This is a genomic window from Janthinobacterium sp. NKUCC06_STL, from assembly GCF_019345455.1.
Lineage (GTDB): Bacteria > Pseudomonadota > Gammaproteobacteria > Burkholderiales > Burkholderiaceae_D > Janthinobacterium > Janthinobacterium rivuli.
On sequence record NZ_JAHKQY010000010.1, the window covers coordinates 185,076 to 209,850 of the forward strand.

The window sequence follows — 24,775 nt, forward strand, 5'->3', positions numbered from 1 at the left end:
ATGATGACTCCCAACATTACCACCCAGGAGGTGTTCGAATCCATCGATCAAGAAGCCTACTTCTCGCTGCCGGCGAGGGTGCTGTGGTTGGATAAGGAGAGCAATCTCGCCACGCTAATCACCATGCAGGTTCCACCTCGGCAGCCGTGGACGATACCCCTGGATGAGCTTTATGGACTATTGCAAGAGCAAAAGATTCGCCGCGTTGACATCAAGGTACCTGCCTTTATGTTGCTGCTGGAGGACGAGCTCAACGCTAAAGCAAAACTCATCCGTCAAACTAGCTGGGAGCGTATCAAGCCTCTTGTGCTAACCAAATATCCAGGTGAAATATTCTTTCCAGGCGCCATGGGACCTTTGTTGTCTGCGCATGCCGCGGTCACAGGTTTGCCGCGTAAGACGTTGTATCGATTGTTGTACCGTTACTGGCTATTTGGCTCCACCGAAAATACGCTGCTGCCCGACTATGTACGTTCCGGTGGCGCTGGCAAGCCGAAGACCTTCGTCAATGGGAAGATCAACGGCCGCCCTCCGAAATTTCAAGGTGTCGTGATGGACACCAAGGCCAAAATTCTGTCCGACCAGGACAAGGCCATGATCAAGATCGGCTACGCCCTTTATAAGGACAATGAGGTCCAATGTATCACCGACGCCTATACGAGGACTCTCAACAAATTTTACCGGACGACACAACCGGTGGCAGGCTATTCGGACGATGAGGTAGTACTCAAGCCCGGGCACGAACTGCCCAAGTTCACGCAATTCGACTACTGGGGCAAGAAAGCATTCGACGAAATTACGGTGCTGCGTGGCCGTAAAGGTGAGCGAAAATGGGCTAAAGATCATCGTGCCCTGGCGGGCCGGGCCAATCAAGGTTTGTTTGGTCCTTGCCACCGCTTTGAAATTGACGCCACCATTGCCGACGTCTATTTGGTCAGCCGCTTTAACCGCAACTGGATCATCGGTCGGCCCGTGGTATATGTTGTGGTCGATGTGTTTTCCAGAATGATTGTCGGCGTGTATGTCGGGCTGGAGGGGCCGAGCTGGAGCGGCGCGCGGCAAGCGCTGTGGAATGCTTTCAGTGACAAAGTGCAATTTTGCCGGCAGTTCGATATCCAGATCAGCGACAACGATTGGCCCTGCCATCATTTGCCGCAAGAAATATGTGGCGATCGCGGCGAGATGCTGGGAACGGCCGCCACAAGCCTGGCAACGGGCTTGGGTATTGACCTGGTGTTTCCTCCACCGTATCGCCCTGACTGGAAAGCGATTGTCGAAAGCCGTTTCCGGATACTCAATCGTTTGACTCAGATACAGTGGGCGCCTGGTGGCGTCGCTGAACGAGTTAAGGAGCGTGGCGAACGGGACTATCGTCTAGATGCGACGCTTGATTTACAGGAGTTCACCAAAATCATCATTGCCAGCACTTTGCACTATAACCGCCATAGTCGGCAGCCCGATTGGCTCAACGCTGACATGATCGCTCAAGGGATTGATTCCACACCCTTGGGTATCTGGAACTGGGGTATCGAGCATGGCTTTGGCACGCCAAATATTCAGGCCAACGAATTGATCTACCTACATCTTTTGCCGAGGGCAAAGGCGAGCGTGCAGTCCGGCGGGATTTATTTCTCAGGCATGTATTACACCTCGGCCGATGACCGCGAAGGTTTGAAATTCGCTCGTGCTCGCGCCAAGGGACGTGAGTCAATCGATGTGTGGCACGATCCGACCAAGCCCGAACACCTTTGGATACGCGGTGACGATCATTCATTTGTCCAATATAACCTGCGCGCATCGGAGGTCCGATATCAAGGCCATCGGTTGGAGGAAATCCAGGACATGCTGGCAATGATCAAGCACGCCTCGCCAAAAGAAAAGTATGTCGAGCTGACCAGTAAGGTCCAACTCGATGATCAGGTGCAAAGTATTATTGCGCAGGCTACCGCAGAAAAAAAGCTGACCCCGGATCATCTGTCGGCAGCACAAAGCGTGGCCGACATCCGCGGTAACCGCGCAATTGAAAAAGCCGCCGAGCGGGCTGACAGCGTGAATCTAGCGCTTGCCCGTCCAAGCATTACTGCACGCCATGTTCCGCCGCCAGTCCCCGCCGTTTCCGAAACCTATGGGCAACGCAGTGGAGAGGTTATTAATCTACTGAGCCGTCTGCGCCGAAAATAATACGCTGTCACCATGAGCAACCAAGCACCGGTCTATGCCACCTACACCCCGTCTCCTGTTTCTGAATATGGCGGCAATCCTTTGATCGAAGCACTGCCGCCGATTCTATCGGAGCAGGAAGCGGCGTGCTTGATAGGCCACTTTCCTGATGGGAGCGAACAAGAGCGCGGCTTGCCCAAGGAAGTCCGGCTCCATTGCATTGATCGGTTGAGAACCGTTGTGCAACCGTTGGAGATTCACCTTGAACTAGAGAGCGCAGTCTCGTCGCTGATCCGCAGCGGCTATGTCAGCCGTAATCCCATGTTAGCGGCTACTTGGCGGCATTTGCATACCTTGTCGACAGATCGACGCGCCATGGCAAATTTCCAGTCCTCGGCCACTACCTTTAGTTTGGTCGGCTTAAGCGGTATTGGCAAGACCACAGCGCTCAATTCGATCTTGCGCTTGTATCCGCAAACGATACTCCATAAGCGCTACAAGGATCGCGAATTCATCCACACACAGATTGTCTGGCTAAAAATTGAATGCCCTTTCGATGGGTCGCTATCTGGCCTGTGCCACGCGTTCTTCCGGGCTGTGGATCAAGCCTTGGGACAGCAGAAATACGCTAAGCGATACAAATCCAAGGGGGGCATCCTTGAAATGATCCAGAGAATGGAGCAAATCGCCAGCACCTATTTTATCGGCGCGATATTTATTGACGAATTGCAGCATCTGAACGCGGCCAAGACCGGCGGCAAAGATAACATGCTTAATTTTTTCGTCAATCTGATCAACACCATCGGGATTCCGGTCGTATTTATCGGCACGAACTCGATGGTCGAGTTGTTCTCCGACGTGCTTCGAAATGCCCGGCGCGCGTGCGGCTTGGGTACTTATGATTTCAAGCAACCCGAGGAAAGTGGTGATGCCTGGACATTGCTTGTCGATACTATATGGGAGTACCAATGGGTCAGCAATCCCGCGGTGCTGACCGACGGGATACGGGCCACTCTATACGACCTCACACAGGGAGTCACCGACTTCTTGGCCAAACTGATGATACTGGGGCAACGTTACGCCATCCAGTCCAATGAGGAGACGTTGACTGAGGCTGTCTTTAAGCACGTCGCCGACACCAAAATGAAACTGCTGAAGCCAGCGCTGGCGGTTCTGCGCAGTCGGGATCCTAAGAAAATGCGCAAATTTGAAGACCTGATGCCGACAGACGATCAGCTCGACGATATGATGATCGATGCTGGCGTACTGTCCACAGAGAGCCGCCTGTCTATACTGCGCAATGCCAAGTCTACCAGGGGCACGCCGACGGCAACCGCGCCAACTATAGAAGAACAGCCGCCTTCGGCGCCATCTCCGCAGCAACTGGCCGGCAACATCCCCCAATCAACGCCGACGATTTCTGCCACCATTGCTGAACAGGCAAATCCACTGGAGACCCTTCGCCTAGCCAATTGGTTGCAAACCGATGCGTTGGAGTTTTCCGACAGCTATTGCAAGAGTGCATAGGACAATGGATGATTGTGGTCGCCTGCAATTTTTCCCCACAAGTTACCCGGATGAATCGCTGTTTAGTTTGGTTGCGCGATACCATCGTCTTTCCGGCCATCATGACGACCGGGACACATTGTATGAACTATTCGGTAAGCATACGCAAATCGTGTCGTCTCACCTTCCGAGTTTGATCGATACCTTCGGCCAGTTTGCTAATCAGGTCATACTTCACTGCCGAATGCATGGAGTGGGCGTTTTGCTCTGTCTGCGTGGCCTTCAGCACGAAGGTGCCGCAAATGGATCTTATAATCGCGATCAAGGCGATATGAAGATATTCATGGATAAATTCAATCAGTACCGTGTCTTCACGCAAGTTGCTGAAATGGGGAGTTTTATCAAGGCTGCCAATGCGCTGGGAATCCCGAGGGCATCAATCTCCGCCGCCATACAGCAGCTTGAATCAAGTATTAGAACGCGCTTATTACATCGCACCACACGGCAAGTACAACTGACCGCAGATGGCATACTGCTGCTGGAGCGCGTTCGTTCGCTTTTGGCTGATGCGGAAGATATTGATCAACTTTTTCATGTGGGACACCATAAGATTTCAGGGCGACTCAATGTGGATGTACCCAGTCGTATTGGGCGCAGACTGATCGCTCCGGCGCTACCCGGGTTTTTGCGTACTTATCCTCGGCTTGAGTTGATTTTGAGTTCCACAGACCGTGCGATTGACATGGTGCAGGAGGGCGTGGACTGTGCCGTGCGCATCGGGGCATTGCAGGACAGCAGTATCGTCGCGCGTCGCCTGGGCCATATTGCACTAATCAACTGCGCCAGTCCCAGCTACATACGTGAACACAGTGTACCGACAAACCCCGATGATTTGACTAAAGGACACTGGACGGTTGGGTATGCTTCAGCGTCTACCGCGAGAGAATCTCCCTGGGAATACCTGGATACGGAGCACAAACGGTCACTATCAATACCCAGCCGGGTGATCGTCAACAACGCGGAAAATTACATCGCCTGTTGTATGGCAGGGGTGGGATTGATCCAGATTCCGCGTTTTGACGTGCAACACCTGCTCGATAGCGGTGAGCTTATTGAAATCATGCCGGATTTCCGGGCGGCGGCCATGCCAGTGTCGCTCGTTTTTTCACACCGCAAGCAGCGATCGCGTAAGTTGAATGCATTTTTCGAATGGTTCGAAGCTTTAATGCGGCCACATCTCGAATCATGAACTATTGCGGGTCAGAGACGACACCCAAGACAAGCGTGACGTCCGAGCCGTCATGACCCCGGCGCAGAATTGATTGATGATGACATCATACCGCTGGGAAGCTGCGTGGTTTCAAGTAGACGTGATCTAGGCGGCACAGTTCCAAGGGGGAAGTGGTATTGGCCTTCCCATTGCCTGGCGCCAGTACTGGCACCGGCGTGTCATCGGCGTGTAGCTTCGAGGTCGCCAGCACGTGGCGTCGGACCTCATTGAGCAGTGGCTGCAGCAGCGCCTACTCCGCTCGCTAGCAGGGTGCAATCAAGGTCGACGTCTTCGCGCGCGTGAATGACCCACTGGCGGTACAACGATAAATGCTCAGGACATTCACGATTGGAGTGTTTTTCTGGATAATCCATCCAACCCGGCGTAGCTGATCTTTCATTTGATGCTGCTTATACTCGAAACTCCAAATACGTTTCCAAGGAGATTGACATGACCGACCATTCCATCAAAGGCAAGACCGTCCTTATCGCCGGCGGTGCAAAGAACCTGGGCGGACTGATCGCCCGCGACCTGGCACAGCAAGGTGCTAAGGCTGTCGCCGTCCACTATAACAGCGCAGCCAGCAAAGCCGAGGCCGAGGCAACCGTGGCAGCGGTCAAGGCGGCAGGAGCGCAGGCCGTCGCAATCCAGGCCAATTTGACGACAGCGAGTGCCGTCGAGAGGCTTTTCATCGACGCCATTGCCGCAGTCGGAAATCTGGATATCGCGATTAACACCGTTGGCAAGGTGCTGAAGAAGCCGATGGCGGAGATTAGTGAAGCCGAGTACGATGAAATGACGGCAGTCAACTCCAAGACCGCCTTCTTCTTTCTCAAGGAGGCCGGCAAAAATCTCAACGATAACGGCAAAATCTGCACCATAGTCACCTCGCTGCTGGGCGCATTCACACCGTTCTACTCCGCTTATGCCGGCACCAAGGCACCGGTGGAACACTACACCCGTGCGGCGTCCAAGGAACTTGGTGCTCGCGGTATCTCGGTGACGGCGGTCGGCCCTGGTCCGATGGATACACCGTTCTTCTACCCGGCCGAAGGCGCTGATGCAGTGGCGTACCACAAGACCGCTGCAGCACTCTCAGGGTTCAGCAAGACCGGCCTGACCGATATCCATGATGTGGTTCCGTTCATCCGCCACTTGGTCAGCGACGGCTGGTGGATCACCGGTCAGACTATTCTAATCAACGGCGGCTACACCACAAAATAAGCCTCAAGGGTCGCCACTGCTGTTACCTTGAGCAACTCGGAGCCTTTTGTTGTCATCGAGGGATCAAGTCAATTTTTCTACTAGCGCTCTCGTTTAGTCTTCTGGCTATCGCATCGAGTTGCTCTTGCGAATTCGTGGAAATATCCAGCCCTGTTGCAAAATACCCTAGCACCAGTACCGGGAGCGCAAACCCTATCCACGATGCTACCCCCCCATCCGCCTTGTGCATAGGCCCAACCTCCTATTGCGGAGCCAATCGCGCCGCCGATAAAGGCTCCGCGCGGGAAAATTGTTGGCGTTTGGCAAACGCCTTCGGCCAGATGCACACAATGCCAACCTTGCAGTACCCGAAAAGGGCGAGCGCGCAATCCACTTTTTTCGCGAGCGAACTCGACGACCGCCTTTAGAATTTCCGCCTCCATCGTCTTCTTGCCGAGCTGGCGCTGCAACTGGTCTAACGCATAGGCTGTGTCTTGTGAATCAGCGGGCTATCTTATACATTTTTAGGTCTATTCCGATTTCTCCTTGCACTGAATGTGTCTACACTTTGCCTAAATTATCCTTTGGAAAATACTATGTCGACCTCCGTAAATGCCAGCAGATCTTGCATACTGGAAGAGGCGTATGTCGTGCGCAACACCGCGATGATAACTACCCGGAATCGGGTGCTGCGTGCGCCGCAGCTAGTCATGGAAAAGACTTTATCGCGACTACCAACTGACGCGGACGCTATCCTCGCGATTACATCAGGTGAGGGCCTGCGTATGGTCTACCGGCCGCAGTACGACTTGAATACCAGGTGCCTGAACGGCGCCGAAGCGCAGCTGCGCTGGCACCATCCAAGCAAAGGCGTTGTGCCTTTATCCGAACTCACCTTGATCGTAAGGCGGCTGAACCTGGATGCACTACTATTCAACTTTGTCATCACCCAGGCCATTGACGTCTTGTGCCGAATGCGCGATTTCGACGCGAACATATCGTTAACCGTATCTACATCAGTCCGCACAATTGGCACGCCAGGCATAGCCAGGCTACTCTCGAATAGGATGTCGAGGGCCGGCTTGCCGCCACGCTTACTGAAAATCGAAGTGCGCGAGAACCTTGTTGCATTCGAAGCGCCACATCTACGCGCTTGCCTTGATACATTCAGGATGAAAGGTTTTTCAATATCGCTGGACGTTATCGATGGCGGGGCGGCAACCCTGAAACTGTTGTCCCATATGCCATTCGAAGAGGTCAAAGTCAACGGTGCGTTGAGCGATGGAAAGAAAACGTTAGCACTATCACCTGCCAACGCTAGCACGGCTTTTTCCCAGGCATCCTTGCGCAACCTGAAGATCCCTGTATGCGGTATCGAAAGTGACCTCATGATTGCACCACTGCGCGACATGGATTTCGGTGCTGGCCAGTGTAATGTATTTGGCTGCCCCTTGGAACGCGCAGACTTTTTGAAAAGCGTTCTCTTCAACTCCACTCCTTAGCTCCGTCTCACCGCTTAGCTAGTTGCCTAATTTTAAACACGTACAGCCATGTCGACATGCACTACAGCTTGCCTCGCGTCGCTGTTGCGTGCCCTCTTCTAAGCCCCTACCCGTGCTATTGGATGCCTGCCGTGTTGAACCAGCGCTGCAGTGACTTCTGCATGTATGTCGAGCAGGCGTGCGGTGGTGTTTTTTCCAGCGTCAATCAGTTTCTGAACCGGCTGCAGGAGCAGTTCGTCAAGCCGCGGGCGCTGGATCGGCGCGATGCGCTTGACTATGAGTGTCCTATTGAGCCGCAGGCCTTGCGTCTGATATGCGACGTTGCCTCGACTGGCAAGGTGCGTATCCAGATGACCAGTTTACTGGACGTTGAACAATTCCCTGCCACATTGTTCAGAGACTTCTACTACTAACGCGGGCACATCGAGGAAGCCATCAATTGACTCAAACACCGACTCCATCTGGAACACGTGACGGGACTGTCACAGCAGGCCCTGATGCAGGTCTGTGTGCGATACGCTGAAGGCGTTGGCCAGCTGCGCCGCCTGCCAGTAACATGCTTTGCCGCCTGACAGACGCATCAACCGCGCCTACGTCAATTCGATACTCAAGCCGCTTTTGCCATCGTTGTTGTTTGAGCTGGCGGCAGCCCACTTGCTCGCCGACGCGCTTGCCCTCATCTCCAAGCGAACGTTTCAACATCGCCCAGGACAATCAAGAGCACGGCAAACCAACGCTTAGAAGCCCCATAAATACATGGCCTACAGGGCTGCTTGAGGGCAGCCTGTCGCTTAACTTGGGTTGCCCCCACAGTAGCGGAAACTGGGGTGATCGTCGACGTCGCGTGCCTCGCCATGTGCTCTCAACGCCGCCGTACTCGAGCTCCTGGTGAGTTGCCATCAAAAGACACTGATTGTAGGAATACGCATTAAACCAGTCTGCTACCTTATTTACGGGGCAAAAATTTTTATGTTGCTTTTGTACACTTTGATGTGCTTTAGGAGCAGTCCTATTTTTACTGTAAAGCACGCCCCGTATATTTGAAGTCGTCCATTGCAAGAATACGGTATTTGCATGGACTCCAGTCACTTAGCGCCGGTGCCATACCAGACGCCGCGGACGAAGCGACTGGATTTGTTATTGACCACCACAACAATGACTTCATATAAACAAGGGATAGTGCGATGTTACTCAACGAGAAAAAAATTGTCATATTGGTGAGACTGGCTTTGGCGACAGCGGCGGGGTTCGGCATGAGCAACCTGGCACTTGCGCAGCAGACTGTTGCAGGCAATCCGCCGATTAGTGCAGATCAGCAGGAAGAAGCAAGCGATACCGGTCCTACAAAGAGGGTATATGTGACCGGCTCGAACGTGCGGCGCATTGATCTGGAAACTGCTTCACCGATACAAATTATCACACGTGAAGAAATGACACGCGGTGGTGCCACCTCGCTCAACGAGGTTCTGCGTACTATTTCCGCCAATGTCGGTGGCGTCGATGAAAACAGAACCAACGGTTTCACGGCCGGCGCCGCTGGCCTGAACCTGCGGGGTATCGGTAGCCAGGCGACGCTGATGCTGATCAATGGCCGTCGTTTGGCAGCCTATGCCCAACCGGACTTCCAGACTACCTTTGTCGACCTGAATTCCATTCCGGTGGGAGCGGTCGAACGGATTGAAATTCTGAAGGACGGCGCCTCGGCAATCTATGGTTCCGAAGCCATGGCTGGTGTGATCAACATCATCTTGCGCAGCAGCTACGAGGGCCTGGAACTGAGCGGCTCACTGGGCCAGTCGAGCCGCAGCGATGGCGAAACGCAGCGCGCCAGCATCAGCTTCGGCAAAGGCAGCCTGGTCAAAGATCACTTCAATGCCTATGCCACGCTGGATGTCCGTTCGCGCAAGCCAATGTTTTCATATAAGCGCGATGCTTACGTGGGCACGAATGATTTACGTGCCTGGGGCTACAAAGACAATCGTACGCTCTACACCTACCCGGGTAATCTTTACTGGGTGGACAAGGCTACTGGCACTTTCACCTCGCGCACGCTCGACAAGCAATGCCCTGAGAATCGCCTTGTACCGGCCTCCCAAGCACTGACTCGCAACTCCTTGGGGCAAGCCTGCGTATTTGATAGTTTGCAAGATACCACCGTCAATTCCGGTGGCAAGACCGACCGTGTGGGACTCACTAGCAGGGTTACCTGGCAAGCAAGTGCCAGCACCACGGTGTTTGGCGAATTGATGTTTAACCGAAATACAGCAACAGTGACTGGCATACCGAATTTTTTGAAAGGCGAACCTGGCGAGCCCACTGGATCATTGCCCATTACGCATCCGCAGTTTCCGAAAGAGCTGATTGGCCCTGACGGAAAATCCCTGGCTGGTGGAGATGGTTCAGTATACGTGCGTGCCTCACTACGGGACTTACCAGGTCTGGGGAAGAAGGCTACGACCGATTTTGGCCGTTACCTGGCAGGCATCAAAGGTGATTACAAAAATTGGGACTGGGAAACCGCCCTCCTTTTCACCGGTAGTCGAGTTCAATACCACGATAGCAACGCTATTCGGACGACACCATTCGTTAATGCCTACGAAAATGGCAGCTTTATCTTCGGCGGTGCTGAAGCCAACCAAGCGTTATCGAACACATTCCTGACCAATTCCAGCAGTGCGTTCAAGTCCACCCTGACGCAAATTGACGCCAAGGTCTCGGGTGAATTGTTTACCTTACCCGCAGGGGCGGTGGGGATGGCCATGGGGGCGGAATACCGTCGCGAAGCGTTGACGACCTCGCCTGACCCACTCTCCATTGCTGGCGAGCTCTATCATTTGGCTAAATCGCCCCCAGGTATTTCGAACAGCCGTCATATCGCCTCGATATACGGCGAGTTCAGCATTCCCCTTTTGAAAAATCTGGAGGCGAGTCTGGCGGCAAGGCACGATCGCTATTCGGACTATGGTAGTTCAACAACGCCGAAGTTGGGGTTGAAATGGTCTGTTACTCCAGCATTTTTGTTGCGTGGTACCTATTCCGAAGGCTTTAGGGCGCCTACACTTGTGGAGAATTCAACCGATGTACGCAATGCCTACTATTCGTTCAAGGATCCTGCGCGCTGCAACGCGAGCTTTACCTTTGGCTGCAACACCCAAAGTAAATATCAAAGCGGCGCGAACAAGGACCTCAAACCAGAGACCGCCAAAAATCTCACCCTGGGATTGGCTTGGGAGCCCAGTTCCTCCTTTCTGACCACGCTCGATGTATGGGAAATTCAACGCGATAACGAAATTTCCACCTTGGACGTAAATAAAGTTCTCGAAAATCCATCCCGTTTTGCCAACAACCCAGCCGTGAAGATTACGCGCGCCGCGCTCAAACCGGCCGACCAGATGGCCGGTGCGACGGCTGGCGAAGTTACCGACATCATGATGCTGCTGACAAATACGTCAGTGACGAAAGTACGCGGTCTGGATTTGAAAATGGTCGGCCGGGCAAATCTGGGTGAGTATGGTACTTTGTATCCGCAGTTGAACATTTCCCATATACGCTCCGTCAAAACTTCTCCGTCTGCAGAAGATCAGCTGATTCAATATGCCGGCACCGCGGGCAATCCCACCGTACAGGGCAATCTCGGTCTGGCGTGGAAAAAGGCGGCCTACAACCTGTCGGCCGATGTGGCGTTTACCGGCAAGATGTCTTCGTTCACCGACCGAACCCAACCATGCGCACTAGCGAGCGAAGGCTATGCCAATTTATGCAAAGGTATTGCTTCGTTCACCGTGTTCAACTTGGGTGGTAGTTATTCCGGTTTCAAGGATACCAAGCTGAGCTTTGCAGTGCAGAATGCCTTCGACCGGAAGCCACCATTTTATCCATATGCTGGCAATAATTATATTGCTTCTATGCATAACCCGATGGGGCGTTACTTCCAGGTGACCGCCGATTACAGCTTCAAGTAAGGCAATATAGGCAGGTGAATCGGCACGCTCCGCGTGGCTTTTCCTTGCTGTACACGGTCTGGCTGGCATGCCAGCCAGACCGTAGCCCCATTCATGATGGAGATACCAATTGAAACACTATTTTGTACCTACGATACTCGCCGTGCTGTTAGCTGGTGGTAACCTGTATGCGGGCGCAGCGCACGCCGACACATCCATTCCCATTGCTGATTTCTTCAAAAAATCAGAATTCAACGGCCGCCCTGTACTATCACCCGATGGTCGTAATCTTGCTGTACTCACGCCGCGTAATGGGCGCTTTGTACTCGCCATTATCAACCTTGAGACACGGATCTCCAGCGTGGTGGCTTCTGATCCTGACTGGGATGTCGCCAACCCGCAATGGGTGAATAATCAACGCCTGGTGTTCAGCATTAGCAAGGGTGGTGATGAGGTCATGGAAAAGCAGACGGGCGGCGGCTTGTTTGCTGTCAACCGCGACGGCAGCGCTTTCCGCATTCTTGTTGCCAGCGTCAAGGATGCTATGAATGCGGGGACCCCCTATAAACCTGTGCAGGTGTTGAAGCGGATAGGCGACGACAGCAATGATTTGATCGTGGCGAATAATGAGCGCGGTCAGACTGACAAACTGCACGCTAGTGACTTGTTTCGTCTGGATACCACCACTGGTCGCAAGACCCTGTTGACCTATGACAATCCCGGTGCAGTCAACAGTTGGCTGCTCGATCACGCGAATGTGATCCGTATGGCGTCGACTTTGACGGTGGAGGATGGCAGCAAGCGCATCAAGCAAACCGTATACTACCGTGAAGAAGAGAAGGCGCCATGGCGATCTATCTACCAGGCCTATCTTGACGAAGGCAAGGCGATGGAGCTGCTGGGCTTCGATTTCGATAACAAGACTTTGTTTGTCGGGGGACGCTTCAACGGCCACGACAAAGTCGGTGTCTATAGCTGGAACTTCTCCAGCAGTAGCGCCGGCGAGTTGATTGCCGAGGATGCGCAAGCCGATATCGACGATGGTTTGATTTTTGACGAGGCTCGCAAGAAAATTGTCGGGGTGAATGTGGATGGCATGAAGCCTGCAAAGCAGTACTTCGATGCTGACTATGCCCGTATGCAGGCATTGCTAAACGCCAGCTTCCCCGGCGAAGAAGTCAATTTTCAGTGGCGTGGCGACCATGCGGTGGTCGGTACCACCAGTGTGAACAATGTAGGCAAACTATATCTGTTTGATACACGTAAAAAAACACTGGAACCCTTGTACAGCGTGAAGCCGATCCTGGAGGGAAAGAAGTTGTCGGAACAGCAGGTAATCTCTTACCGTGCCCGCGATGGATTGAACATACCCGCCTATCTTACTTTACCCGAAGGCCGCGCACCCAAAGGCCTGCCCTTGGTTGCCTATATTCATGGTGGACCGCACTTACGCGACCATTTTGGCTACGATCCCATGACTCAGATGCTTGCCTCGCGTGGCTACGCTGTTTTTCAACCACAATTTCGCATGTCGACAGGCTTTGGCTGGAAACACCATGTCGCAGGTTGGAAACAATGGGGCTTGACCATGCAGGACGATATCACGGATGGCATTGAGGATCTGGTGAAGCGCGGTATCGTCGATCGTAACCGGGTATGTATCATCGGTGCGAGTTATGGTGGTTACGCCACCATGTATGGACTGGTGAAAAACCCGGATCTGTACAAATGCGGCGTCAACTGGGTAGGGGTCACGGACGTCAAGATGCTTTTTACTGTCAATTGGTCCGATATGTCCGGACCTAGTATGGATAACTTGGGAACCAAGATGCATGGCGATCCAAAAACCGACGATGCGTACTTCCTAAAAGCTTCCGCTATCGGCAATGCCGACAAGATCAAGGCGCCCGTGCTGATGGCTTACGGCAGTGAAGACGTGCGCGTCCCCCTGATCCACGGCGAAAAAATGCGCGATCAATTGCGCAAGCAAGGCAATACGGTGGAGTGGATGGTCATGACGGGCGAAGGCCACGGCTGGGCAAAGGAAAGCAACAATATACTGTGGGGTGAAACAGTGTACCGTTTCATTGATCGCTATATTGGTCCTGCTGCTACACGTTAAGGCGCATCAGCGATCCAACCCTTGCCCGTTTTCCCCGTCATAACGTGGCAAACCTTAGGGAAGTGCTGGTCAATTCGCTTTCTTATTGAGGTTGGCGCGCCAAATGGCCGACTGGCGATTCGTTCAAGCCCGTTTTTCGTTCGATTCGACGCGATGTTTCGCGTCATTCTGTGATTAGGACGAACTACGGTATTCGGTAATCGTAAAACGCCTGTCGGCCAGCACTAGATAGGCGAAGGCGAACAGCGTAAACAGTTGCGCAGTATTCTTGGCCAGGCCGCGATAGCCGTTTTACGATGACGGAACAGGTTCTTGATGACATGAAACGGGTGTTCGACTTTCGCCCGCACGTTGGCCTTCAATTGCTCCAGCTTTTCCGTCGGGCGTCCCAGTTTGTTGCAGGGAAGCGCTTTGCGTTTCGAGCGTTGCTTGGCCAAATGCCAGGTCACCGATTTGCCGCTGTTTTCCGGCCTCTTTCCCACCCCTGGTAACCGGCATCGCCGAATCCGGCGGTCTCATTGCCATACAGTATTGCCACGACATTGCTATCGCGGAATGAAGCGCGAACGCTTCAACCGGAAGACCGATGCTACCAGAAACGACGTCAGGAAGGACATCTTCGACTACATCGAGATGTTCTGTAATCGCAAGCGCCGTCATCGATTTAATGACAGGTTTTTGCCAGTAGAGTTTGAGCGAAGGCATTTTGAACGGCTCGCGGGTGTCTAGCAGAACCGTGACGATTCAAAGAACCCCGAAATTCATGTCGAATTTCGGGGTTCTTAGGCAAGCAGATGAAAAATCAAATCAGCCAACCGAGGGTTATTTATTTAATAGCGGCTTCTGACGGAGTAGTATCCTTCGCCACCTTGGCAAAGTCGCCGGCCGTCACGATCGAGACGGCCGATGGCTTCAGGTAGTCGCGCAAGCCCTGGTTCACTTGCGCCAGGGTCAATGCTGCCACTTTCGCTTCCAGGTCCTTGTCGTAAGCCATGGTGCGGTCTTGCGCCAGGTAGCCGGCCAGTTCGCGCGCCAGGCCCGCATCCTGCGTGCGGCCCACTTCCTGCGATTGCAGCCAGCCTTTCTTCGCCTCGGTCAGTTCCTCTTGCGTAAAGCCGTCGGCCAGCACCTTGGCGATTTCCTCGCGCAGGGCCGCTTCCACCTTGACCGTGTTTTGCGGCGCGCTGATGGCATACGCCATCCAGTAGCCGGCCGGCTCGCGCGACGGAATGCTCACTTGCGAGCCGACGCCGTATGACAGGCCTTCCTTCTGGCGGATGCGGTCGGCCAGGCGGCTGCGCAAGGCGCCGCCACCGAGCATGTGATTGGCGATCAGCAAGGCGGGGTAGTTGGCGGCGTCATCCTTCAGCGGTACCGGCTGGATGGCGAACAGCACGCTGTTCGCCTTGTCAGGCGTTTCCAGCGTGACTTTCTCGCCGCTGACAGGCTTGACGGCATCAGCAATGCGCACATACGGCTGCTGCGCCTTCCAGTTGCCGTACAGGCTGGCCACTTGCGCCTTCAGCGCGGCCGGGTCGAAGTCGCCCACGGCAGCGAAAGTCGCGTTCGACGCGCCATAATAGGCGCCATGGAACGCTTGCACATCGGCAACCTTGATGGCTTTCCATTGCGCCAGCTCAAGCGGCAGGGTAGCCACGTGGCGCACGTGGCCTTCTGGCGTGGCGTCGAGCAGGCGGCGGAAGGCGTTCACGGCCAGCGGTTGCGGTTCAGGCAATTCCTGCTCGGCGCGGCCGACGCGCTCGCGCTGCAATTCGAGGAATTCCGTTTCGTTCAAGGCTGGCTTTTGCAGCACTTGCGCCAGCAGGTCCATGGCGGCCGGCAAGTTCTCGCGCTTGCCCGTCAGCATGGTGGTGACGCCCTCGGCGCCACCCGCAATCGCCACTTGCATGCCCAGCTGGTCGAACTTGTCCTTCACTTCCTGGCGCGACAGCTTATCCGTGCCGCGCGACAGCAGATTGGCCGTGTAACTGCCCACTTGCGCCTTGCCGCGCAAGCTTTCTTCGCTGCCGATCTGCAATTGCAGCACCACGCTGACGGTGCTGCCCTTGGTTTTCTTCGGCAGCAAGGCGCCCTTCAAGCCGTTCGGCAAGGTGAACCGCTGGGTGCGCGCTTCGATATTCTCGGGGCTCGGGTCGAATGCCTCGCCCTGCGCCACCACGGCGCGGCCCGTGTAGCCGGCCAGTTGCGGCGCCACGTCGGCGTAGGCCGGCACGACCGTGCGGTCCGGCGCATCGGTGGGGATGAAACGGCCCAGGGTGCGGTTAGAGCTCTTCAGGTATTTCTCGGCCGCTGCCTGCACCTGCGCCGTCGTCAGCTTGTCGAGCTGGTCGCGCTGCAGGAAGAACAAACGCCAGTCGCCGGCCGCCAAGGACTCCGTCAGGGCGATCGTCAGACGCGCCGTGTTCGAGGTGGCCAGTTCGATCTGTTTGTTCAATTGCTGCTTCACGCGCGCCACTTCGGCCTCCGTGATCGGCTGCGACTTCAAGTCTTCCAGCACTTTCAGCATGGCAGCTTGCGCCGCATCCAGGTTGCCATCAACGGGCACCAGCGCGCCGAACAGGTTGTAGCCCGGCTCCAGGTTGCTCACCGAGTTGTATTCGATCTTGCTGGCCAGCTTGGTTTCCACCAGCGCCTTGTGCAATCGGCCAGCCGGGGCGTCCGTCAGCACGTGGCCGAGCACCTCGATGGCGATGGCGTCCGGGTTGCCGGACGGCGCCACGTGGTAGCCGGCGCCGACGAATTGCGTGCCGCCACTGCGGCGCACCGTCACGGCGCGCTCGCCATCTTGCACCGGTTCGGCAGTATAAGTTGGCTCGATCACGCGCGTCGGTTTTGGAATCTTGCCGAACAGCGCATTGATCTGCTGCAAGACCTTGGCTTCATCGAAGCGGCCCGCCACCATCAGCACGGCATTATCCGGCTGGTAGTACTTGTGATAAAAGGCGCGCAAGTGGGGAATGTTCACCTGCTCGATGTCGGAACGGGCGCCGATGGTCGACTTGCCGTAATTGTGCCAATCGTAGGCAATGGCCTGGATGCGTTCGCTGGTCACGCCGATCGGGTCGCTCTCGCCCATCTCGAACTCGTTGCGCACGACGGTCATTTCGCCCTTCTGCGTCTTCGGATTCCACAGGTCGTTCTGGTCGATGGCGGCGTTGACCATGCGGTCCGCTTCCATGGCCAGCATCTGGCGCAGGTTGTCGTCGTTGGCGGGGAAGGTGGCGTAGTAATTGGTGCGGTCGTACCAGGTGGTGCCGTTGAACTGCGCGCCCGTCGAGTTCAAAATCTCGACGGGGGTTTTCGTGCCCTTCTTGACGCCGAAGTTGGCGCTGGGCTTGAACAGCAAGTGCTCGAGCAAGTGGGCCATGCCCGTTTCGCCATAGTTTTCATGGCGCGAACCGACCAGGTAGACGATGTTGGTGGTCAGCGTCGGCTTGCTGGCGTCGGGAAACAGCAGCACGCGCAAGCCATTGGCCAGGCGGTATTCGGTGATGCCTTCGACGGACGTGACTTTGATAACACCTTTCTGTGCAGCGCCCCTGGTTGCGGGGATTGAAGGTACTTGCATCGCAGCAAATACTGTTGGTGGGGCAGCGACGCAGGCAACCAAGGTAAGGGCAATTATTTTCTTCAAAACATTTCCTTTTATATATGGTAATAAATTGCAAGGATTAACTTTAAGGCATCGCCGGAAGCGTCCGATGCATATGGAATAGGTGAATGAGTATAGGAATAGTCTTTTAAGGAGCCAATCAGATTGGTCCCAAAAAAGGACCATCTCAGTATCAAGGAAAAAATGACGGCTTCAGCCTGGAAAAGTGCTGATCAATTCGCATTCTCGAAGAAGCTCATGCATCAAAGACTCAAGCGGCGACTGCAACGCCGGGTCGCTATTGATTACCTTGGTGTATATTTTAAGACTAAGAATAAATACCGTTTTTAGGATTAGTCCTATAGGTGGTGCATGTATTATGTTTTATTATGTTTTATATATCGAAATTTCAGGAGGTAGCCGTGAAAACACGAAAACCAAACTCCTATTTTCAAGGCCAGTGGGAAGGGATGTTTGAGTTTGTCAGACCCCTGAGAGGGCCGCCTTCGAGCGTCGTCGTGACCTGGTTTGCTGGCAAATTCAAACACGGTAGCAAAACTATTCGTTTGAAAAATAGCACGGCTTGCAGCAAGCTTTGCGTGCCTGCGTATGCAAAATTCTTCAACGCACGAGAAGTGATCGGTGAAATATGAGAGGCTGGCGGCCATGCATGACGATGATCATACTGGCACTGTCCTGTCCTGGGAGCAATGCTCAACAAAATTCCGATAAATTCAGTGTCGAGGAACGTGCCTGGATACGCGCCCACCCGGTAATACGGCTTGCTGTCATGCCAAACCACGTGCCGTTTATATTTCAGCAGCGCGACGGTATGTGGCGGGGTGTTGCCCCCGATTATCTCAAGTTGATCAGCCAGCATAGTGGCCTTGTCTTCAAGATAGTGATGGTGTCCAACAGGTCGCAATCGCTGTCCGCACTACAAAGCGGAAAGGTGGATCTGGTACCCCTTGTACTGAATGTCGGTGTGCCGATGCCTGCGCCGGGTCTTGTGTATAGTTCGGCCTATCTTGCCATGCCAGCCTTCTTGGCCACCCGTACCAGCACACTGTCGCTTGGTGATAGCAATTCGCTGGAAGATAAAACGGTCGCACTATCGGTGACGGAGGCTGACCTGTACGGGCCAGTATTGCGACAGGGGCACGACAGCATCCGCATCATAGCCAGTCCCGACATGCGTCAGGCGCTTGTGGTGCTGGCCAAAGGAGGAGCAAATGCCGCCTTGGGGAGCGAGGCGCAGTTGAGCGCAGAGCTGCGACGCGAATTTGGAGGGGATTTGAAATTCTCCATACAGGCACCGGCATTGGCGTTGGCGGCATACATGGCCTTGCGTGACAGCGATCCCTTGCTCGTATCCATATTGAACAAATCGCTGGCGTCGATAACGCTGCCTCAGCAACGAATGGTACGCCAGGACTGGCTTAGTATGCAGGATGAGGAGATGTCGTCAGCCCAACTTGTTAGCGAGCGCTACGGCCGGGAGGCTATGCTGGGCGCCGCCTTGCTGGTGCTGATTGCTGGGCTGGCCTATCAAGCCTATTGTAAACACCAGCGAGCGTTGCGCAGCGAACGTCGCAGTGCCTTGTTCCTGGCTGTCATGAGCCACGAAATCAGGTCTCCGTTGTACGCGGTACAGGCGGCGGTGGAATTGCTACGCCTGACGCGGCTCGATGCGCAACAGCGCCATTTTGGCGATTTGGCACAGAGCGGTGCAAATATGCTGTTGCGCCTGCTCGATGATGTGCTCGAGGTATCCAAACTGGAAGCTGGACAACTCGTGCTTCTGCTGGAACCTGTCGATGTCGTGTTGCTGGCGAACAATGTGGCTGCCTTGCAGCGCTTACGTGCACAGGAGAAAGGGCTCACCGTGAAGGTGATGGTGCTGAAGGCTATTCCGTTGTTGGTGCTGGACGAGATCAGGGTATCGCAGATATTGCACAACCTGCTTTTCAACGCCATTAAATTTACGGAAGTCGGCGGCGTCGAAATTCACCTTGCCGTCTCGGATGGCCTGCTGGAAATTGTCATCGCCGACACGGGCATCGGCATTAGCGCTGAAGTGCAGCCGACCCTGTTTGAATTTTATAGGCAAGTGGCAGGCAGCTATAAACGCTCTGGAGGCACCGGGCTTGGTCTGGTCATTTGTCGTCAATTGGTCGATGTTATGCAAGGCACGATAGCGCTTGACAGCGCGCCGGGCAGAGGAACACGGATTACGATATCGCTGCCTGCGGACCTGGCTTCTCAACATGGGGTGCCGACGGTTGACGCGCTGGCAGACGATACGCGCGCTGTTGTTGTGCCAGAGCAGCGCTTGTGCATCTTGGTGATCGAGGATCAGCCGATCAATCAAGAGGTGCTGCTGGCTCAGATCGCCAGCCTCGATTGTGATATCGAACTCGCCCGTGATGGTGCGAGTGCATTGCTCTGCTTCCAGCGGCGCGAATATGACTTGGTGCTGATGGATTGTGACTTGCCAGATACTAATGGCTTTCGCCTCGCCAGAGCCTGGCGCAGCTTGGAGGCGCAGCAGGAGCAGGTACGCTGTCCAATCATTGCCATATCGGCACTAACGGGCGACGAGCATACGCAGAACTGTTTTGACGCAGGCATGGACGGCACCTTGAGTAAGCCGATTCGCCTGGCCAAGCTGCAGAATGTGATCGAACTCTGGTGCGGTTTGACGCTGGTGCCGGCTGCACTTGCCGACATTGGCGCGCCGCCATTATCCATGCTTCTGGTGCGCGAGGCCATGGCGGCTGATGTCGCCAACCTGCTGCAAAGTATGGCCTTGTGTGAAAGCGAAAATGCCATACGCGCCGCGCACCGGCTGTATGGCGCATCGCTGACGCTGGGGTGGGCGGAAGTCGCACCGGCGGTCGGTGAACTGGAGCAACTACTGCGCCACAATGTCCCTACTGGCGATGAGCGCTGCGTCCTGGCACTTCAAGCGACCCTTCAGGCTTGTAAGAAATATCAGTAATCCAAGAAAGGACATATGCCTCATCTTAGGCTCAGCAATACCCACAAGGCTGCGCTTGCAATCATGATTGCGCTGCTTGCGGAAGTGTTGACAACAGCATTGTCATTAATGGACGCCAGTATTGTGTTGCAAGAATCACAGCAACAACCATTCAGCTTGCCCGAGCAGGTCTGGGGCCAGCCGCTGGTTCAATTCTGCCAGTACTTGGGCCTGAGCTTGGGCGGCTTGTTGCTTGTATTTTTGCCAGCGGCCATGTCGCGTATATACACCTTGATGTGTGGCTTGACATTGCTGATCGTGGCCTGCGTGATGACGGCAGTTGCCAGTTCAGTCTCCGAGGTGGCTTGTTGGCGCTTCCTGGCCGGCGCCGGCGGGAGCATTTATACTTGCGCCTGGATCAGCATAGGCGTCAGCTATCTTCCACGACATTCTGGCATGGTCATCGGCTGTTTTTCTTTCATTAGCTGTATCGCTTGGATCATCACTCCCTTCTTGCCCCTGTCCTTGGCGGACTTCAGAGGCTGGTACCCGTCATCATGGTGGCTGGCCGGTATCGTAGTTCTACTACTCCTGTTTTTATTTTTGTTATTTTTACGCCTGTTTGAGGGGGCAAGCGTGCAAACGCGCGTGCAACTGATCGTTGCTGACGCCCCGGCTGTCGCCTTGTCGGTATGGTCTCCCGCTCCATTGCTGCTAGCCCTGGCCAGCGTGTGTTTGCCCTTTGCTTTATATGGTGTAACTAATGTCTATGGGGAATATTTACGCGAAATACAGAATTTTCCCGGAAAAACCATCAGGCTCATCGTGGGTACTTACGCACTTGTCGGTCTCCTGGCGCCAGTGGGGGGCTGGTTGCTTGATCGTTATGGTTCCTACACGATACTCGTAGTGGCACTCCCGCTGACGGGCGCTGTTGGGGGAGTGTTATTTGTGGGCTGGCAAATGCCGCTGCCGGCGCAGGTGATTTTGAGCTCGTTGGCGACCATGGGAGTGGGCGCCGTGCTGTATATTGGTAGCCTTGCTGCCCTCATCCAGTCGCTAGCGTCGTCCCAGAGCCTGCGCGCGACTGCATTCTTTATGGCGTTTTCTTCGTTCCCTTTATTTTTTGTCCGGACAGTATTCTTTTCTTTGCAGTCCACTTGGGGCTGGCTGGTCGCGGCGCTGCTGTGTATTACTGGAAGTTTGTTTTTGGCCACAGCGCTAGTCTGGCTGGCAAAAAAGAGGCTGCAGAGGGCTTGCCCAGTTGCCGGGGCGTGAAGGTCGCGGCATCGGCCACGAAATGAAGGCCGCTGCCGACAACTTCAACAAGGGTAGGGGCCACGTCGACAAGTCGGGCCTAGCCGCTCATCGCGCGTTTCGGCTACCTGCCTGATCAACACGGATGGCAGGCACTATTCGTGCCTTGCGAGTTGTCCAAGCCAAGGCCAAGTGTCGCGCCACGTCTGCGCCCCATCTGAATCATAGCTCTGCCTTCGTCAGTAGTGTCGCGGTACTCAACCGCACTTGCTTGCGCGTGAATGATCATTTTTGCGGTTCCTATCGCCTATTTTAGGACTGATCTGATTTCAGCCAGGAAAGTGTGTGGCTACACTTTGCTCTGTATGGGCGGTGGCCAATGGTCAAAATATTAATGCCGTCGCCAGGTCCGCGCTGATCCCTGTGTGTTCATACCTTGCATGCGTCAGTAAATTCTCTATTCGAAGGTCGTAGCCATGAAGAAAAAATTAAAGCAGCCATTAGTGCGTGTAACAGGACTTCGCAATCGTCGCCCCCACAATGATGAGATATGTTATCGAAACTCCGACTTGCTCGATACACTTATCGATTTTCTTGGACTGAAAAATTATGCGGCCCTGGCACGCGAGTTGCAGGTATCTCCCCCCATTATCTCAAAAATAAAGAACGGCACTTTGCCGGTCAGCGCGGCCATCTTGATACGTATGCATGAGGTAAGTGGTCTCAGTATTTTAGAACTCAGGGCATGCATGGGTGACGACCGCAAGCGTTTCGGGATTAAGGATTAGTTAACTTCGCTGCCTTCCCCCTGTTTGTCGGCTATTTTCTTTCATATGGGCGGCGTTTTTTTAGTCCTATTCCGATTGGTTGGCCTGGGGGGCATCGATATCATCTGCTCTTTTAAAATTAGGAAACTGCCGTGAAAACCATCATCTCCTCCATGGGCGGCGAGTTCAATGCCTTGCGCGTGATCACGCTGGTGCCCGGTCAAGATATGGATAGCATGCGATGGCTCAATGCCATGCTCGATGCGCTCGGTATCGGCAAGGTGGAAAATTTTCCGTCGTTGGGCCTGGCTACCACGCGTCTGCGCGAAGGCGATGTGGACGTGATCGTGTGCAATGTCGAGCATGGTGGCTTGATGCTGCCCTGCCTGCTCAAGTCGCTGGATGTGGCAAGCCATCTGCCACGTTTCCCGCATATTTTATGGGTAGGTCAGCCCACATTGGCGAACGTCATTCCCACGCAGAAAAAAACGATTTTTGGGAAGGTAACAGGGCCTCGGATCGGCGGTCTGTCCGTGGCGGCGCTGTTGTTGCATGCTCGGCTGGCACGTCAGGAACGCATCAATATCGGGATGGTGCATGGGGGAGGCAAAGTGGCATTTGTCGATGCCTTACGCCAGCTCCTGCTTACTTCTTCGCCATTGAGCGGTGCTGTATCGGTTTTGACGGAGGAAGGTCCAACTGAGGCCGATGTGATTGAGGCCTTGACCACAGGAAAGAATCTGCGTGTGATGTTGCAGCCGCAGTTTGATTTGTGCACGCGGCGCATCGTCGGGGCAGAGGCGCTGTTGCGTTGGCATCACCCAAATTATGGCGAAGTGTCTCCATCTGTACTGATTCCTATGGTCAATCGCCTTGGCTTACATCTACTGTTGTTCAGCTTTATCGAGACGCGCGTTATTGACGTTCTGCTTTTGCTAAAGCAGGAGCAGGTGGAATTGCCCATAGCATTGAATGCCTCCGCCGAGACAGTGTGCACACCAGGACTTCCTGAACGGCTGGCTGAAAAGATGCAACGGGCCGGCCTGTCGCCGCAGTTGTTGAAGATTGAACTGACTGGCGACTCGCCTGTCGACGATGAGCTGTGCCTGTCTGCTTCGCTCAATACTTTGCGTGCAAAAGGGTTTCCGGTTTCGCTCGATGATTTTGGCCAAGGTTCAGCGACCCTGCATTTATTGGCAAAGATGACTTTCGATGAATTGAAGGTAGATGGATCGTTTGTGCACGATATGGAAACGAACGCCTCCTCACGGGCCGTCATTACCGCTATCCTGTCCCTGACGCGGCTGTTGAATATGAAGTTGGTAGTTGAAGGTATTGAAGATGAGTCGAGTATTTCGGCATTGTTCGATCTTGGCTGCAGTACCGGACAAGGCTATGCGCTGGCTCGCCCGATGGAACTCGATGATTTTTTTTTATGTGTCGGAAAAGGGCGAGGAGTGGGGAAGGTGCCAGGTCAACTGCCTGCTAGAATTGCCGATAGATACTTACGCAAAGTATGAAGTGGCAAGAAAGTCGCGACATTGCTCTTTATCTGAATATGGCTGTCTTTTTTTAATCGCTTTGGCGGAGCATTTCTTTGATTGACTGCCACTGTAGGTGTGGCAGTCAATTAATAAGAATAATTTGACTAAAGAAATTTTCCCTGCTTGTTTCCTGGTCGCTATTCATGCCAACGAACCGTTTACGTATTGCCTTGCTTGATGATCATGCTGTGGTGCGCCATGTCCTCGGGAGCCAACTCGCCGCTGAGCGAGATATTGAGGTAGTGGGCTCCTACGGCAGCAGCCGCGAGTTGATGGCAGGACTGCAGTTTCGTCAGGCCGATATCTTGTTACTCGACTATGACCTGGGGCCCGATGAGCTCGATGGAGTCTCGCTGATACGCGCGCTGCGCGTCAAGTTTCCTGACTGTCCTATCCTGGTATTGTCCGCGCATCACGAGCCGGCCACAGTAGCGCTGGCACTGAGGGTAGGAGCGCGGGGCTTTGTTGGCAAGGGCGAGCAGATGGCAGACTTGATCAGTGCTTTGCGCAGAGTGGCTTCTGGCGCCGTCTACCTCAGTGCGGAGATGTCCTATCGGGTGGCGGAGGCGACAACCACCTGTGACATCGATGCGACAGATGGCAGCGCCGATACCTTGGTGGGGGCAGCACTGTCAGCGCGTGAGCGCGAAGTGATCCGCTGCTATCTGGCAGGCATGACAGTGACTGAAATTGCCGAAAAATTCAAGCGCAGCATTAAAACCATCAGCTCGCAAAAAACCGCCGCTTTCCGCAAGCTCGGTGTCACATCAAACAACGAACTGTTCAAAATCAGGCATACCATAGGCGAGGCGTGAGGTGCTGGCAAGCGCGCGCGAGCGCATCTCGCATGCAATAACTTAGTCCACCCCATACTCACTCCCCGGCAGGGTTGATGCGCCACTTCCCGCGC

The 24,775-nt window shown here is 54.4% G+C and carries 16 protein-coding genes and 2 pseudogenes; 15 read left to right on the plus strand and 3 right to left on the minus strand.

The genetic code is table 11. The features are described from left to right. The 3 genes from KO539_RS24955 (at position 1) to KO539_RS24965 (ending at position 4,915) form a co-directional block, all read left to right on the plus strand. Complete coding sequence (locus KO539_RS24955; protein ID WP_219312516.1) at positions 1-2,181, plus strand: Mu transposase C-terminal domain-containing protein; 2,181 nt, start codon at positions 1-3, stop codon at positions 2,179-2,181. 12 nt (positions 2,182-2,193) lie between these two features. Next, positions 2,194-3,687 (plus strand): ATP-binding protein, encoded by a 1,494-nt coding sequence (locus KO539_RS24960; RefSeq protein WP_219312518.1) that lies wholly within the window; start codon positions 2,194-2,196, stop codon positions 3,685-3,687. Positions 3,688-4,009: 322 nt separating this feature from the next. Beyond that, complete coding sequence (locus tag KO539_RS24965; RefSeq protein ID WP_219312520.1) at positions 4,010-4,915, plus strand: LysR family transcriptional regulator; 906 nt, start codon at positions 4,010-4,012, stop codon at positions 4,913-4,915. 154 nt (positions 4,916-5,069) lie between these two features. Here the strand turns inward: KO539_RS24965 and KO539_RS24970 are convergent. Next, a pseudogene (locus tag KO539_RS24970) lies at positions 5,070-5,271 on the minus strand (transposase); the annotation flags it as partial. A gap of 115 nt (positions 5,272-5,386) precedes the next feature. Here KO539_RS24970 and KO539_RS24975 point away from each other — a divergent pair. From KO539_RS24975 to KO539_RS24995, 5 genes are all read left to right on the plus strand, one after another. Further along, positions 5,387-6,160, plus strand: coding sequence for an SDR family oxidoreductase (locus KO539_RS24975; RefSeq protein WP_219312522.1), 774 nt, complete (start codon positions 5,387-5,389; stop codon positions 6,158-6,160). A gap of 575 nt (positions 6,161-6,735) precedes the next feature. Then, entirely contained in the window at positions 6,736-7,641 is a 906-nt protein-coding gene (locus KO539_RS24980; RefSeq protein ID WP_219312524.1) for an EAL domain-containing protein, read from the plus strand. Between the two features lie 131 nt (positions 7,642-7,772). After that, a complete protein-coding gene (locus KO539_RS30395) occupies positions 7,773-8,054 on the plus strand; it encodes a hypothetical protein (RefSeq protein ID WP_257626453.1) in 282 nt (93 codons plus the stop codon). A 771-nt stretch (positions 8,055-8,825) separates the two neighbouring features. Then, positions 8,826-11,603 (plus strand): TonB-dependent receptor, encoded by a 2,778-nt coding sequence (locus KO539_RS24990; protein WP_219312526.1) that lies wholly within the window; start codon positions 8,826-8,828, stop codon positions 11,601-11,603. 109 nt (positions 11,604-11,712) lie between these two features. Next, complete coding sequence (locus tag KO539_RS24995; RefSeq protein ID WP_219312528.1) at positions 11,713-13,704, plus strand: prolyl oligopeptidase family serine peptidase; 1,992 nt, start codon at positions 11,713-11,715, stop codon at positions 13,702-13,704. A gap of 174 nt (positions 13,705-13,878) precedes the next feature. Here KO539_RS24995 and KO539_RS30770 read toward each other — a convergent pair. Then, positions 13,879-14,072 (minus strand): annotated as a pseudogene (locus KO539_RS30770) (transposase); the annotation flags it as partial. Positions 14,073-14,259: 187 nt separating this feature from the next. On the opposite strand from KO539_RS30770, the gene KO539_RS30775 reads away from it, so the two are divergent. Continuing rightward, positions 14,260-14,433 (plus strand): IS3 family transposase, encoded by a 174-nt coding sequence (locus KO539_RS30775; protein ID WP_219312530.1) that lies wholly within the window; start codon positions 14,260-14,262, stop codon positions 14,431-14,433. 97 nt (positions 14,434-14,530) lie between these two features. Here KO539_RS30775 and KO539_RS25010 read toward each other — a convergent pair whose 3' ends face one another. Next, the gene (locus KO539_RS25010; RefSeq protein ID WP_257626454.1) at positions 14,531-17,293 is read right to left on the minus strand and encodes a pitrilysin family protein; all 2,763 of its coding nucleotides are present in this window, start codon (positions 17,291-17,293) and stop codon (positions 14,531-14,533) included. A gap of 446 nt (positions 17,294-17,739) precedes the next feature. Between KO539_RS25010 and KO539_RS25015 the strand changes: the two genes are divergently transcribed. The 6 genes from KO539_RS25015 (at position 17,740) to KO539_RS25040 (ending at position 24,680) form a co-directional block, all read left to right on the plus strand. Beyond that, a complete protein-coding gene (locus KO539_RS25015) occupies positions 17,740-17,970 on the plus strand; it encodes a hypothetical protein (RefSeq protein WP_219312534.1) in 231 nt (76 codons plus the stop codon). Between the two features lie 17 nt (positions 17,971-17,987). Then, positions 17,988-20,318 carry an ATP-binding protein gene (locus KO539_RS25020; protein ID WP_219312536.1) on the plus strand — a complete coding sequence of 777 codons (2,331 nt, stop codon included), beginning with the start codon at positions 17,988-17,990 and terminating at the stop codon, positions 20,316-20,318. A 15-nt stretch (positions 20,319-20,333) separates the two neighbouring features. Further along, positions 20,334-21,575 (plus strand): MFS transporter, encoded by a 1,242-nt coding sequence (locus KO539_RS25025; protein WP_219312538.1) that lies wholly within the window; start codon positions 20,334-20,336, stop codon positions 21,573-21,575. Between the two features lie 455 nt (positions 21,576-22,030). Further along, positions 22,031-22,342: a helix-turn-helix transcriptional regulator gene (locus tag KO539_RS25030; RefSeq protein WP_257626455.1), complete on the plus strand. Its 312-nt coding sequence runs from the start codon at positions 22,031-22,033 to the stop codon at positions 22,340-22,342. Positions 22,343-22,473: 131 nt separating this feature from the next. Further along, positions 22,474-23,841, plus strand: coding sequence for an EAL domain-containing protein (locus KO539_RS25035; RefSeq protein ID WP_219312540.1), 1,368 nt, complete (start codon positions 22,474-22,476; stop codon positions 23,839-23,841). Positions 23,842-24,008: 167 nt separating this feature from the next. Beyond that, positions 24,009-24,680, plus strand: coding sequence for a response regulator transcription factor (locus KO539_RS25040; RefSeq protein ID WP_219312542.1), 672 nt, complete (start codon positions 24,009-24,011; stop codon positions 24,678-24,680). The last annotated feature ends 95 nt before the right edge of the window (positions 24,681-24,775 follow it).